The following is a 12,880-nucleotide window of genomic DNA, read 5'->3' as shown; positions in this document are numbered from 1 at the left end:
GCGTTTCGTCTCGCTACGCTCGCTCAACGACCGGGGAACGCTCGGTCATCGACCGGTGCGCGCCACCGCGTCGTTGAGAGGCGTCGGATCAGGGGAGGAGCGGGATCACTTCTGCCAAGTCGATCGGGCCGATCACCACGTCTGCCTGCGCACGCACCGCCGGCTTCGCGTTGAACGCGATGCCGAGGCCGGCCGCAGCCATCATGCGAAGGTCGTTCGCGCCGTCGCCGATCGCGATCGTGCGCGCGATCGGCACACCGTTCGCGCCCGCCCACTCGCGGAGCGCCGCTGCTTTGCCCTCGGCATCCACGATCGGTCCGTCGACGACGCCCGTCAGGATGCCGCCGGCGACCGCAAGTCGGTTCGCGCGCCACACGTCGATGCCGAGATCGGGGGCGACGGTGTCGAGGATCTCGTGGAAGCCGCCGGAAACGACTGCTGCGACGCCGCCGCGCGCATGGATCGCCTCGATGAGCTCGCGCACGCCCGGGGTCGGTTCGATCCGGGAACGGACCCGCTCGAACGCTGAGACCGGCACCCCGGCGAGCGCCTCGACACGCGAACGCAGACTCGTCGCGAAATCGACCTCGCCGCGCATCGCGGCTTCGGTGGCCGCAGCCACCTCGGCGCCGCGGCCCGCCTCGTCGGCGATCAGTTCGATGACCTCGTTGCGGATGAGCGTGGAATCGGCGTCGAACACGACGAGAAAGCGGGCGTCAGGCACCCCACCACGCTAGCGTGCCGCTCAGGCGGTGACGTGCACGCCCTTCGCCACCACCGTGATGCCGGTGTCGGTCACCGTGAACCCCCGTGCGAGGTCGCGCTCACGGTCGACACCGACCGTCGCGCCCGGTTCGAGCGTGACGTTCTTGTCGAGGATGGCCCGATGCACTCGGGCACCCGCGCCGACGTTGACGTAGTCGAACAGTACGGAGTCGGTGATCGTCGATCCGCCGCCCGACAGCGTCCACGGCCCGACCACGCTGCGTTCCAGGTGCGTGCCCGACAGCACAGAGCCGAGCGAGACGATCGAGTCGATCGCGTTGCCCATGCGGCCCACGCCGTCGCGCACGAACTTCGCGGGCGGCGAGTTGACGGCCTGCGAGTGGATCGGCCAGTCCATGTTGTACAGGTTGAAGATGGGCAGCGTCGAGATGAGGTCCATGTGGGCGTCGAAGAACGACTCGATCGTGCCCACGTCGCGCCAGTAGTCCTTGTCGCGCGCGGTCGATCCCGGCACGTCGTTCGCCTTGAAGTCGTAGACGGCCGCTTCGCCGCGGTTCACGAAATAGGGAATGATGTCGCCGCCCATGTCGTGGTTGCTCGCTGGCAGTTCGCCGTCGGATTCCACCGCTTCGATGAGGGCATCGGTGTTGAAGATGTAGTTGCCCATCGACGCGAGCACTTCGTTCGGGTTGTCGGGCAGTCCTGTCGGGTTCTGCGGCTTCTCAAGGAACTCGCGGATCGACGTGCCGTCTTCGGGGTCGACGTCGATGACGCCGAACTGGTTCGCGAGTCCGATCGGCTGACGGATGCCGGCGACGGTCGCACGTGCGCCCGATTCGATGTGGGCCTGCAGCATCTGGTCGAAGTCCATGCGGTAGACGTGATCGGCGCCGATCACCATCACGATGTCGGGCTTCTCGTCGTGGATCAGGTTGAGGGACTGCAGGATCGCATCGGCCGAACCCGAGAACCATCGCTTTCCCAGTCGCTGCTGCGCCGGTACCGACGCGACGTACGAGTTCAGCAGCGCCGACATACGCCAGGTCTGCGAGACGTGACGGTCGAGGCTGTGCGACTTGTACTGCGTGAGCACGACGATCTGGCGAAGACCCGAATTGATCAGGTTCGATATCGCGAAGTCGATCAGCCGATACTGCCCGCCGAACGGCACTGCAGGTTTGGCCCGATCGACCGTGAGGGGCATGAGTCGCTTGCCCTCGCCGCCGGCGAGGATGATTCCGAAGACCTTCGGGGCTGGCATGTTCCCCACACTAGGCCCCGATCCGTCGTCTGTACTAGGTTTCGAACCATGCGAGTGGACATCGTCACCAAGGAATATCCGCCGGAGATCTACGGGGGAGCGGGCGTGCACGCCACCGAGCTCGTGAAGGCGCTCCGGGAGCGCATCGAGGTGCAGGTCCGCGCTTTCGGCGCTGGGCGTGACGAGGCCGATACAGCGTCGTACGGCGTGCCCGCCGAGCTGTCGACGGCGAATGCCGCCATCCAGACCCTCGGCACAGACCTCGAGATCGTCGGTGACGTCGCCGGCGCCGACGTTGTGCATTCGCACACCTGGTACGCCAACTTCGCAGGGCACCTTGCGGGGCTCCTCCACGGCATCCCGCACGTCGTGACAGCCCATTCGCTCGAGCCGTTGCGGCCGTGGAAGGCCGAGCAGCTCGGCGGCGGCTACGCCGTCTCGAGCTACATCGAGAAGACCGCGTATGAAGGCGCCGCAGCGGTCGTCGCCGTCAGCGAGGGGATGCGGAAGGACATCCTGCGCAGCTATCCCTCCCTCGACCCCGACAAGGTGCGGGTCATCTACAACGGCATCGACATCGACTCGTGGCGCCCCGTCGACGACCCTGCCCTGCTCGCCGCCCACGGCATCGACCCCACCCGGCCCTCGGTCGTGTTCGTGGGTCGCATCACGCGGCAGAAGGGGCTGCCGTACTTCTTGCGTGCTGCCGAACTGCTGCCGCCTGAGGTGCAGATCGTGCTGTGCGCGGGCGCGCCCGACACTCCGCAGATCATGGCCGAGGTGCAAGAGCTCGTGCGCGGGCTGCAGCGCCAGCGCGAGGGCGTCGTGTGGATCGAGGAGTTCTTGCAGCGCGATCAGCTGTGCGCGATCCTCACGGCTGCGACGACGTTCGTGTGCCCCTCGATCTACGAGCCGCTCGGCATCGTGAACCTCGAGGCCATGGCGTGCGGTGCGGCCGTCGTGGGCACCGCCACGGGTGGCATTCCCGAAGTCGTCGTCGACGGCGTCACGGGGCGCCTCGTGCCCATCGAGCAAGTGCAGGACGGCACCGGCACCCCCACCGACCCTGACCGATTCGTCGCCGATCTCGCCGCGACGCTCACCGAGGTCGTCGCCGATCCGGACCGTGCCCGCGCCTACGGCGAGGCCGGGCGCGAGCGGGCGGCACAGGCGTTCAGTTGGGCGGCGATCGCCGACGCCACGGTGCAGCTCTACCGCGAGGTGACCGGCAACTGACCTCGCCCTGCAGATAGGCTGGACGACATGCCGCAGGTCCTCGAGTTCGCCGACGTCGTCGTCCGCCGCAACGCCCGCAACATCGTCGATGAGGTCTCGTGGACCGTCAGCGACGATCAGCGCTGGGTCATCCTGGGGCCCAACGGAGCGGGAAAGACCACCGTGCTGCAGCTCGCGGCCACGCTGATGCACCCGACCTCGGGGATCGTCGGCATCCTCGATGAGGTCATGGGGCACACCGACGTGTTCGAGCTGCGCCCGCGCATCGGCTTCGCCTCGTCCGCGATGGCCAAACGCGTGCCGCAGGACGAGACCGTGCTCGATGTCGTGCTGACGGCCGCGTACTCGGTGCTCGGCCGTTGGAACGAGGACTACGAGTCCATCGACGAGCGCCGCGCGCGTCGCGTGCTGGCCGAATGGCACCTCGACGATCTTGCAGATCGCACGTTCGGGACCCTGTCGGACGGTGAGCAGAAGCGTGTGCAGATCGCGCGCGCCGTCATGACCGACCCCGAAGTGCTGCTGCTCGACGAGCCCACCGCGAGCCTCGACCTCGGTGCCCGCGAGCAGCTGCTCTCGCTCCTCGGCGGCTACGCACAGGAGCCGACGACGCCGGCGATGATCATGGTCACCCACCACGTCGAAGAGATCCCCGTCGGCTTCACCCACGTGCTGCTGCTGCGCGACGGCAAGGTCGTCGCGCAGGGGCCGATCGCCGAGACCCTGACGGCAGAGGCGCTCACCGAGACCTTCGGGGTGCCGATCGCACTCAGCGAAGACGGCGGCCGCTTCGCCGCGCGTGCCGCCTCCTGACGAGGTTTCCGACTGCCCCGCGAGCCTGATAGAATCGCTCTTTGGTGCGCTCCGCACCGCAGACTTCAATCCCTCCTGGCAAAAACCAGGGCATCAGGCGAAGGACCATCATGCGAACTGACATCCACCCCGAGTACAACGCGGTCGTCTTCCGCGACCTCGGCTCCGGCGAGACCTTCCTGACCCGGTCGACGGTCACCAGCGAGAAGACGATCGAGCTCGACGGCGTCACCTACCCCGTCATCGACGTCGAGATCTCATCGGCTTCGCACCCGTTCTACACGGGCAAGCAGCGCATCATGGACTCGGCCGGTCGCGTCGAGAAGTTCAACCAGCGCTTCAAGAACTTCGGCAGCAAGTAAGCAGCCGTCCTCGAAGGCCCCGCTCCGGCGGGGCCTTCGTCGTCCCCACGCGTGCGACGTGCGATGCTGGGCGCGTGGGTGAGAACGAACTGCAGGCGCTCCGGGCCCGTGCGTACGGTCCTGGCGGTGCGCCACTGACGGATGCCGACGTCGAACGCCTCGCCCGACTCGAGCGTTCGCGCGGAGGCGAGGGGCCTCGTCCGCTGCCGGCGACGGCGAATGACGCGACCTCACGTGACGATGGGTCGCGCGAGCCCACTGCGCCGACCCCGGCGGGCGAGTCGGCCGCGCGAAACCGCACGGTGACACGCGTCGCGCTCATCACGCTCGCGGCGCTCGTGCCGGCCGCGGCCCTCGGCGGCTACTTCCTCGGCGCGTTCGTCCAGCCACAGGCCTCGGATGCCGCACCTACGCCGACGATCACGTACGACACGTCGACGTCGAACAGCGAGGGCGCGCTGCTGCAGACGTCCGGCAGTTCGGGCGCCGCGACGGCGGCCAGCGAGGACCGTCTCCTCGATGCGCAGCCGGGATGGGATGACGCGCCGCGACTCCTCGCCGCGACCGGTGAAACCGTCGTGTGGGCGGGGACGAAGGCTCGTGGTGCGCAGACGTGCCTCGCGATCGATGTCCGTGAGGCTGGTCCGATGATCGTGTGCGGCGCGACCGACGAGGTCGAGGAGAACGGGCTGAGCGCGGAGTTCAGCATAGCCCCGGTCGTCGTCGTGTCGGACGAAGTGGAATCGGAGACGGAGGGGGCTGAGACGGAGTACATCGTCGATGAGGCTGACGGTCCGTGGGCCGCGGTCTCGGTCTTCGCGAATCCATACACGGGCGTCATGTCGATCTCCGTCGAGGACGCCGACGAACCTCTGCAATGACGGGTGTCAGCGGATCGGCCAGCTGCCGTCCACGGTGTCATCGGGATCGAGCCGACCGACGCTGATGAAGTACTCGGTGAGGCTTGCGGCCTGCGCGCGTGCCCAGCCGATCTGGCGGGTGTGCAGCTCGTGCGCGGTGGGCGGCACCGGAAAGCGCGCGGCGATCGCCTGCGCCACCCGACCGGCGGCGATCGCGTCGGCAGACGCGTCGTGCGCGCCGTCCAGCGCGACCGCGTAATGCGCCGCGACCACCTCGAGGGTGCGCTTGCCGCGCCGGTAGCGATCGAATGCCTTGTCCATGACGAGCGGGTCGATCACCGGCGACGGATCCGCGATCGGGGTCACACCGTGCCGCAACGCCTCGTACTTGAGCAACGAGAAGTCGTACGGGGCGTTGTATGCCACGACCGGGATGCCGGCGTCGAACAGCTGCTCGAGCGCCTGGACGACTTCGGCGACGACGTCCGCCGCGGGACGGCCATGCTCGCGGGCGTGCGCGGTGGTGATGCCGTGCACGGCGGTGGCGCCCTCGGGGATCTCGACGCCGGGGTCGGCGAGCCAGTCGCCCGTGCGGTGGATGACGCCACCAGTGCCGAGCAGTCCGACGTGCGCCGTCACGATGCGATCCGTCGTCACGTCGATGCCGGTGGTCTCGAGGTCGAAGACGCCGACGACGCGCGACCACGCCGGTGCCTCGGGGTGCCAGAGCGGCAGCGTCTCGGCGACCCACGTGTCCATGCCTTCGACGTTATGCGGGGCCGCCGACATCACGGCCGAGGCCACGCCGTGCTCGTACACTCGAAGGGTGACCGCGCCGAACCCGTATGCAGGACTGCTCGAGGCGATCCCCGTCGTCCGTCGTGAGGTCGAGGTGTTCGGATCGACGACGGCGTACTGGGTCTACGGCGACGACGACGCCGAGCAGACCGTGCTGGCGGTGCACGGCTTCCGCGGTGAGCACCACGGCCTCGAGCCGGTCGTCGCGCACCTCGACGGCATCCGCATCATCTCGCCCGATCTTCCCGGATTCGGTGAGACCCCGCCGCTGCCTGGCACGCGCCACACTGTGCAGGCGTACGCCGACTGGCTCACCGCGTTCGCCGCAGCGGTCGCCCCCGGCGCCGACATACTCGGGCACTCGTTCGGCTCGATCGTCGTTTCGGCCGCGGTCGCCGCAGGGCTGCCCGCTCCTCGCGTCGTGCTCGTCAATCCCATCGGCGCGCCGGCGCTCGAGGGACCGCGCGGCATCCTCACGCGCCTCGCCGTCTTCTACTACTGGGCTGGTGCGCGGCTGCCGCGTCGACTCGGCGACGCGCTGCTGCGCAGCCGACTCATCGTGCGCGTCATGAGCGTGTCGATGGCGAAGACGCGTGACCGCGATCTTCGTGCGTTCATCCACGACCAGCACGACACCTACTTCTCGCGCTTCGCCGACCGCGACGTGCTGCACGACGCGTTCGTGGCGTCGGTGTCGAACGACGTGCGCGCCTTCGCTCCGCAGATCGCGCAGCCGACGCTGCTCGTGGCCGCCGAGAAGGACGACATCACCCCCATCGAGGCCGAGCGTCACCTGCAGACGCTCTTTCCCGACGCCGAGCTCGTCGAGATCGCAGGCGTCGGTCACCTGATCCACTACGAGACGCCACAGCCGGCGGCGACCGCGATCAGGCGGTTTCTTCGGACTTCCGCTTCCGATAGGCGATGACGTTCATGCGATTGCCGCAGTTGCCGGTGTCGCAGTAGCGCTTCGATCCGTTCTTGGAGAAGTCGACGTAGACGGCTCCGCAGTCGTCTGCCTCACAGCGACGCACGCGGTCCCACGCGTCTGCGCGGATGACGTCGACGAACGCCATCGCGGCCTCCACGAGGATGCGCATCGACAGGTCGGCCTCGCTGTCGGTCGCGTGGATGTGCCAGTCGTAGTCGTCGTGGATGACCAGCTGGGGGAGTGCTTCGCCGTCGCGCAGCATCGTGTTGACGAGCGGGACCGCATCGTCGCGCTCGACGTCCCACAGCTGCCGCAGGCGCACCCGAATCTCGCGGACGGCGGCGACTTCGGCGTCGTCCCGGCGCATGCGACCGGTGTACGGGAACTCCTGCAGCCAGGCCTGGAGATCGGCGGGAGAGGCCATGCCGTCGGCCCCGTCGAAGTCGATGCCGGGGAGGGTGTTCACGAGCGAGGCGGCGGCACGCAGCGAGAGCTCCGTGTCACGACCGAAAACCATATTGACTCCTGACGGTGGCGGGCAGTACTCTCAGCTTAGCTGTCACGAGTGTATGCATACTTGACTCCTGACAGATCATCCCCTGAGCAGCACTCGAGCACGAGGACCGCCGATGTCGCACACCGCCGCCATCCCGACCATCGCCGCGCCCGTCTCCCGCGTCGCGACGGCGGGAATCGTGATGGCGGTCGTCTCCGCGTTCGCGTTCGCATCGAGCGGCCCGCTCGTGAAGCCGCTGCTGGAAGCCGGGTGGTCACTGTCGGCCGTGCTCACGGTACGCATGGGCCTGTCGGGGCTCATCCTTTCACCGGCGCTCGTGCGAGCCGCGATCCGGCAGCGCGGGTTCCTGCGCCGTCACTGGCTCGCCCTCCTCGCGTTCGGGCTCATCCCGGTGGCCGGTTGCCAGCTCTTCTTCTTCTCGGCGATGCAGCGGATGCCGGTGGCTGTCGCGCTGCTCATCCAGTACCTCGCGCCGGTGTTCCTCGTCGCGTTCGTGTGGATGCGCACCAGACGCGTGCCGTCGCGGCTCGTGCTCGGTGGCTCGGGCATCGCTGTCGCCGGTCTCGTCCTCGTCGTCGACATCGGCGGTGCGCGGTTCGACCTGTTGGGGACGCTGCTGGCCCTGGCTGCGGCGTTGTGCGTGTGCGTCTACTTCGTCATGTCGGAGCGGACAGGTGACACGCTGCCGCCGCTCGCCCTCGCCGCCGGCGGCCTGCTGGTCGGCGCCGCGACGATGGCACTGCTCGGCGCTACCGGCATCATCCCGTTCGTCGTCCTCGACACGACGGTCACGTTCCAGGGCGCGACCGTCCCGGCATGGCTGCCGCTGGTATGGGTCGGCGCCGTCGGCACGACGCTCGGCTACGCGCTGGGGGTCATGGCGGTGCCCCGGATCGGCTCACGCCTCGCGTCGTTCATCGGCCTGAGCGAAGTGCTGTTCGCGCTGCTGTTCGGCTGGCTGCTGCTGGCTGAGACGCCGGCGCCGATTCAGGCGGTCGGTGGTGCGCTCATCCTCGCGGGTGTGCTGCTGATCCGTCGTGATGCGGACCGGCCGATCACCGCTCCCGTCGAGCCTCTTCCAGGAGCGGTCGCACCCGATATCCGATGACTTCGCCCATCACGAGCGACGTCTCGGTGCGCTCGACGCCGTCGATCGAGAGGATGCGGGCGTCGATGTCGAACAGGTGCTTCGTGTCGCGCGCCGCGACGCGCACCATCAGGTCGACCTGACCGCTGAGTCCGTGCGCCTGGACGACTTCGGGAACCCGGGAGAGCTCTTCGGTGATGCGGGGGAGGTCGGCCTGGCGCACGAGGACGGCGATCATCGCCTCGATCGGGTAGCCCAGCGCCTGCGGCGCCATCGCCCGCTCGAACGACAGGAAGACTCCGGAGCGCTCGAGCTTGCCCATGCGTGCCTGCACCGTGTTGCGCGACATGCCGAGGCGTTCGGCGAGTGCGACGACGGTCGCGCGTGGGTCATCGGCGAGCGCGTTCAGCAGTTCGAGATCGACGTGATCAAGGGGGCCCATAGTGCGAAACATTAGCACGGTGATTCGGGCTGATCTGCGCAACATGCTCAAGACGACCTCGAATGCTTGAGCGAGGTGCGACACGCGCGTAGCCTCGTGGCATCCCGGCGACGATGCCGGGTGCACGGAGCCGGCCCCGATCATCCACAAGACGACGGGCCGCGATCTGGAGGGACGACGATGACGCACACCCTGACCCCGGCCGCCGATCAGGCGACCGACATCGATGACCTCGCCCGGCTGCTGACGCCGGACGGCGAGCGGATTTCAGACCCCGACCTCGACCGCTGGATCGAGGGGATCGATGCCGACACGCTGCGCGGCCTGTACCGCGACATGGCGATCGCCCGGCGTGCCGACGCGGAGGGCATCGCGCTGCAGCGCCAGGGCCAGCTCGGCCTCTGGGCGCCGGCACAGGGGCAGGAAGCCGTGCAGATCGGCACCGCCCGCGCCTGCCGCGACGACGACTTCCTCTTCCCCAGCTACCGAGAGGTGGGGGTCGTCATCACGCGCGGCGCGAAACCCGCCGACACCGTGATGGCGTGGCGCGGCGAAGAACTGTCGACCTACGACCCGTACGACCTCAACATGGCCGGGATGCAGATCATCATCGGCGCGCAGTCGCTGCACGCGACCGGCTACGCCATGGGCATCCAGCGTGACGGCGGCGACCAGGTCGCGGTCGCCTACTTCGGCGACGGCGCGACCAGCCAGGGCGATGTCAACGAGGCGATGGTGTTCTCATCGTCGTTCCGCAGCCCCGTCGTGTTCGTCTGCTCGAACAACCAGTGGGCGATCTCGGAGCCGGTCACCGTGCAGGCCAAGTTCCCGATCGCCGGCCGGGCGCCCGGCTTCGGCATCCCGAGTCTGCGCGTCGACGGCAACGACGTGCTGGCGTGCCTGGCGGCGATGCGCTGGGCCCTCGACAACGCACGCCGTGGGCGCGGACCGGTCTTCATCGAAGCCGTCACCTACCGCATGGGACCCCACACCACGTCGGATGACCCCACCCGCTACCGCTCCAAGGACGAGGTCGAGTCGTGGAAGCGCCGCGACCCCATCACGCGCCTCGAGGCCTACCTGCGCGCGCAGGAGCTGCTCGACGACGACTTCGTCGCGCAGGTGCAGGCCGATGCCGACCGCTACACCGCGGGCATGCGCGAGGCGGCGCTCGGCGCGGTGACACGCGCGCCGCTCACCGTGCTCGACAACGTCTACGCCGAGCCGCACCGCGGGCTGGACGAGCAGCGCACCCGGTTCGCGGCGTACCTCGACGGGTTCGAGGCGGCGTCATGAGCACGATGACGATGGGTAAGGCGCTCGGCGCGGGACTGCACCGGGCGATGGCCGATGACGACAAGGTGCTCGTCATGGGGGAGGACATCGGCAAGCTCGGCGGCGTCTTCCGCATCACCGACGGCCTGCTCGACACGTACGGCGCGCAGCGGGTCATCGACACGCCGCTGGCCGAATCAGGCATCGTGGGCACGGCAGTCGGACTCGCGTACCGCGGGTTCCGGCCGGTCGTCGAGATCCAGTTCGACGGGTTCGTGTACCCGGCTTTCGACCAGATCGTCTGCCAGGTCGCGAAGCTGCATTACCGCACCCGCGGCAACGTGAAGATGCCGATCACGATCCGCATCCCGTGGGCAGGTGGCGTCGGCGCGGCTGAGCACCACTCCGAATCGCCCGAGGCCTACTTCGTGCACACCGCCGGGCTGCGGGTCGTGGCGGTCTCCAACCCGCAGGACGCCTACACGATGCTGCGCCAGGCGATCGCGTGCGACGACCCGGTGGTCTTCTTCGAACCCAAGCGGCTGTACCACTCGAAGGGTGAGGTGGACCTCGACGTCGACATCGCCGACGCGCCGCCGATGGGCCTTGCCCGCGTCGCCCGCGAGGGCACCGATGTGACGCTGCTGACCTACGGCGCACAGGTCGGGGTCGCGCTGGATGCCGCGACGGCAGCCGAGGACGACGGCATCTCGATCGAGGTCGTCGACCTCCGCTCGCTGTCGCCGGTCGACTACGACACCGTCACCGCGTCGGTCCGCAAGACCGGGCGCGTCGTCGTGACCCACGAGGCCGCCCGCGAGGCCGGTGTCGGCGCTGAACTCGTCTCGAGCATCACCGAGAAGTGCTTCTACCACCTCGAGTCGCCTCCCGAGCGCGTCACCGGGCACGACATCCCGTATCCGCCGGCGAAGCTCGAAAAGCACCACCTGCCCGACCTCGACCGCATCCTGGATGCCGTCGACCGGGTCATGGATCGCCCGCACAGCCTGTCGGGGGTGGACCTGTGATCGTCGAGTTCCGCCTGCCCGACCTTGGTGAGGGTCTTCCCGAGGCAGAGATCGTGCAATGGATGGTCGCCGAGGGCGACACCGTCACCCTGAACCAGACCATCGCCGAGGTCGAGACCGCCAAGGCCATCGTCGAGCTGCCTTCTCCGCACGCGGGAACCGTGTCGAAGCTGCGTCACGCGGCCGGTGATGTCGTCGAGGTCGGCGACGTGCTGATCGCTTTCGACGTCGCAGGTGAGGCGGGGCCCGAGGATGCGCCGGCAGTCGACGCCGCCGGCGCGGTGGCCCCCGAGGAGACTGAGGACGAAGAGAAGGCGCAGCCGAACCTCGTCGGCTACGGGGCGGCGCCCCGTGCTGCCGGCCGGCCGCAGCGTCGCGCGCGGCAAGGTGCGCGTGCGCCCGTATCCGACACGGCCGTCCTCGAAGCGGCACCGCACGACGCGGTCGCGCCCGCAGTCGCAGACGATGGGAGGTTCGAGCGTCCGCGTTCGACGCCGCCGGTCCGAAAGCTCGCGAAAGACCTCGGCGTCGACATTTCGCTCGTCGAGCCGACCGGCCCGACCGGGCTCGTCACGCGCGACGACGTCGAGTCGTACGCGCAGCGGGTGGGGGCGGCGCCCCGCCCCGAAGCGCCCGCAACGGACCGCCCTGCCGCGCCGACCACGGTGCCTGTCGCCGGGGAGCGCGAGACCCGCATTCCGATCCGCGGGGTCCGCAAGCACACCGCGGACGCGATGGTGCGCAGTGCCTTCACCGCGCCGCACGTGACGACGTTCCACACGGTCGACGTCACCGCGACGATGGAGCTCGTCGAGGAGCTGCGTGCGGATCGACGGCTCGAAGGCCACCGGATCGGCGTGATGGCCGTCGTCGCGAAGGCGGTCTGCGGCGCGCTGCTGCGGCATCCCGAGCTCAATTCTCGCTGGGATGACGCGGCCGGCGAGATCGTGCAGCACCGCTTCGTGAACCTCGGCATCGCTGCGGCCACCGATCGTGGCCTCGTCGTGCCGAACGTGAAGGATGCCGACGCGATGACGCTCGTCGAACTCGCCGACGCCCTCGGAGCCCTCGCCGCCACCGCTCGCGCGGGCAAGGCGTCGATGGCGGACCTCACCGGCGGCACGTTCTCGATCACGAACTTCGGTGTCTTCGGCATCGACTCGGGCACGCCGATCCTGAACCCGGGGGAGGCCGGCATTCTCGGCCTCGGCGGCGTGAACCGTAGGCCCTGGGAGTACCGCGGCGAGCTGGCCCTGCGCCAGGTGATGACCCTCAGCCTGTCGTTCGACCACCGCCTGGTCGACGGCGAGCAGGGCGCAAAGTTCCTGCGCGACGTTTCCGATGTGCTCGAGCAGCCAGGGCGGGCGATGCTTCTGCGCTGACGGTCTCTCGGTCGTTGAGCGAGGAGCGCAGCGACGTGACGAAACGTCAGGTCGTCCCGACCCACTCGTGAGCACTGAGCGCAGCCGTGAGACGAGGCATCAGGCGGCGTCCGGGAGTGTCAGCGTGTAGCGGGCGCGTCCGGCGCGTCGTGGGGTTTGGGT

14 protein-coding genes are annotated in these 12,880 nt (G+C 68.9%); 9 read left to right on the top strand and 5 right to left on the bottom strand.

Annotated elements, in window-relative coordinates:
- Positions 1-88: 88 nt before the first annotated feature.
- The gene (gene serB, locus AC3ENX_RS09065; protein ID WP_434811547.1) at positions 89-724 is read right to left on the bottom strand and encodes a phosphoserine phosphatase SerB; all 636 of its coding nucleotides are present in this window, start codon (positions 722-724) and stop codon (positions 89-91) included.
- A 21-nt stretch (positions 725-745) separates the two neighbouring features.
- Entirely contained in the window at positions 746-1,987 is a 1,242-nt protein-coding gene (gene glgC / locus AC3ENX_RS09060) for a glucose-1-phosphate adenylyltransferase (RefSeq protein ID WP_434811546.1), read from the bottom strand.
- A 48-nt stretch (positions 1,988-2,035) separates the two neighbouring features.
- Between glgC and glgA the strand changes: the two genes are divergently transcribed.
- From glgA to AC3ENX_RS09040, 4 genes are all read left to right on the top strand, one after another.
- Entirely contained in the window at positions 2,036-3,223 is a 1,188-nt protein-coding gene (glgA, locus tag AC3ENX_RS09055) for a glycogen synthase (protein WP_434811545.1), read from the top strand.
- Between the two features lie 27 nt (positions 3,224-3,250).
- The gene (locus AC3ENX_RS09050; RefSeq protein ID WP_434811544.1) at positions 3,251-4,036 is read left to right on the top strand and encodes an ABC transporter ATP-binding protein; all 786 of its coding nucleotides are present in this window, start codon (positions 3,251-3,253) and stop codon (positions 4,034-4,036) included.
- Between the two features lie 110 nt (positions 4,037-4,146).
- Complete coding sequence (locus AC3ENX_RS09045; RefSeq protein ID WP_434811543.1) at positions 4,147-4,398, top strand: type B 50S ribosomal protein L31; 252 nt, start codon at positions 4,147-4,149, stop codon at positions 4,396-4,398.
- A gap of 74 nt (positions 4,399-4,472) precedes the next feature.
- The gene (locus AC3ENX_RS09040) at positions 4,473-5,279 is read left to right on the top strand and encodes a hypothetical protein (protein ID WP_434811542.1); all 807 of its coding nucleotides are present in this window, start codon (positions 4,473-4,475) and stop codon (positions 5,277-5,279) included.
- A 6-nt stretch (positions 5,280-5,285) separates the two neighbouring features.
- Here AC3ENX_RS09040 and AC3ENX_RS09035 read toward each other — a convergent pair whose 3' ends face one another.
- A complete protein-coding gene (locus tag AC3ENX_RS09035) occupies positions 5,286-6,017 on the bottom strand; it encodes a 3'-5' exonuclease (RefSeq protein WP_434811541.1) in 732 nt (243 codons plus the stop codon).
- A 67-nt stretch (positions 6,018-6,084) separates the two neighbouring features.
- Here AC3ENX_RS09035 and AC3ENX_RS09030 point away from each other — a divergent pair, with 67 nt between their 5' ends.
- Entirely contained in the window at positions 6,085-6,984 is a 900-nt protein-coding gene (locus tag AC3ENX_RS09030; RefSeq protein WP_434811540.1) for an alpha/beta fold hydrolase, read from the top strand.
- Here the strand turns inward: AC3ENX_RS09030 and AC3ENX_RS09025 are convergent.
- On the bottom strand, positions 6,944-7,504 hold the full coding sequence (locus AC3ENX_RS09025) for a CGNR zinc finger domain-containing protein (RefSeq protein WP_434811539.1): 561 nt from the start codon (positions 7,502-7,504) through the stop codon (positions 6,944-6,946). The genes AC3ENX_RS09030 and AC3ENX_RS09025 overlap by 41 nt on opposite strands.
- A gap of 112 nt (positions 7,505-7,616) precedes the next feature.
- Here AC3ENX_RS09025 and AC3ENX_RS09020 point away from each other — a divergent pair, with 112 nt between their 5' ends.
- Complete coding sequence (locus AC3ENX_RS09020; RefSeq protein ID WP_434811538.1) at positions 7,617-8,612, top strand: EamA family transporter; 996 nt, start codon at positions 7,617-7,619, stop codon at positions 8,610-8,612.
- On the opposite strand, the gene AC3ENX_RS09015 is transcribed toward AC3ENX_RS09020, so the two are convergent.
- Positions 8,560-9,033 (bottom strand): Lrp/AsnC family transcriptional regulator, encoded by a 474-nt coding sequence (locus tag AC3ENX_RS09015; RefSeq protein ID WP_434811537.1) that lies wholly within the window; start codon positions 9,031-9,033, stop codon positions 8,560-8,562. The genes AC3ENX_RS09020 and AC3ENX_RS09015 overlap by 53 nt on opposite strands.
- A gap of 180 nt (positions 9,034-9,213) precedes the next feature.
- On the opposite strand from AC3ENX_RS09015, the gene pdhA reads away from it, so the two are divergent.
- Genes pdhA through AC3ENX_RS09000 form a run of 3 tightly spaced genes read left to right on the top strand, consistent with a single transcriptional unit; the run spans position 9,214 to position 12,718 of the window.
- Positions 9,214-10,329, top strand: a complete 1,116-nt coding sequence (gene pdhA / locus AC3ENX_RS09010; RefSeq protein WP_434811536.1) for a pyruvate dehydrogenase (acetyl-transferring) E1 component subunit alpha — start codon at positions 9,214-9,216, stop codon at positions 10,327-10,329.
- On the top strand, positions 10,326-11,336 hold the full coding sequence (locus AC3ENX_RS09005; RefSeq protein WP_434811535.1) for an alpha-ketoacid dehydrogenase subunit beta: 1,011 nt from the start codon (positions 10,326-10,328) through the stop codon (positions 11,334-11,336). Before pdhA ends, AC3ENX_RS09005 begins: the two co-directional genes overlap by 4 nt.
- Entirely contained in the window at positions 11,333-12,718 is a 1,386-nt protein-coding gene (locus AC3ENX_RS09000; RefSeq protein ID WP_434811534.1) for a dihydrolipoamide acetyltransferase family protein, read from the top strand. Before AC3ENX_RS09005 ends, AC3ENX_RS09000 begins: the two co-directional genes overlap by 4 nt.
- The last annotated feature ends 162 nt before the right edge of the window (positions 12,719-12,880 follow it).

This window comes from Microbacterium sp. bgisy189 (assembly GCF_057707225.1).
This window is presented reverse-complemented; position numbering and strand designations above follow the sequence as displayed.

What these genes read in the sequence shown, in the direction of transcription:
- AC3ENX_RS09035 (WP_434811541.1), bottom strand. Translation starts at nt 6,017, where the DNA reads ATGGACACGTGGGTCGCCGAGACGCTGCCGCTCTGGCACCCCGAGGCA.
- AC3ENX_RS09020 (WP_434811538.1), top strand. Translation starts at nt 7,617, where the DNA reads ATGTCGCACACCGCCGCCATCCCGACCATCGCCGCGCCCGTCTCCCGC.
- AC3ENX_RS09045 (WP_434811543.1), top strand. Translation starts at nt 4,147, where the DNA reads ATGCGAACTGACATCCACCCCGAGTACAACGCGGTCGTCTTCCGCGAC.
- glgA (WP_434811545.1), top strand. Translation starts at nt 2,036, where the DNA reads ATGCGAGTGGACATCGTCACCAAGGAATATCCGCCGGAGATCTACGGG.
- AC3ENX_RS09005 (WP_434811535.1), top strand. Translation starts at nt 10,326, where the DNA reads ATGAGCACGATGACGATGGGTAAGGCGCTCGGCGCGGGACTGCACCGG.
- pdhA (WP_434811536.1), top strand. Translation starts at nt 9,214, where the DNA reads ATGACGCACACCCTGACCCCGGCCGCCGATCAGGCGACCGACATCGAT.
- glgC (WP_434811546.1), bottom strand. Translation starts at nt 1,987, where the DNA reads ATGCCAGCCCCGAAGGTCTTCGGAATCATCCTCGCCGGCGGCGAGGGC.
- AC3ENX_RS09050 (WP_434811544.1), top strand. Translation starts at nt 3,251, where the DNA reads ATGCCGCAGGTCCTCGAGTTCGCCGACGTCGTCGTCCGCCGCAACGCC.
- AC3ENX_RS09025 (WP_434811539.1), bottom strand. Translation starts at nt 7,504, where the DNA reads ATGGTTTTCGGTCGTGACACGGAGCTCTCGCTGCGTGCCGCCGCCTCG.
- AC3ENX_RS09015 (WP_434811537.1), bottom strand. Translation starts at nt 9,033, where the DNA reads ATGGGCCCCCTTGATCACGTCGATCTCGAACTGCTGAACGCGCTCGCC.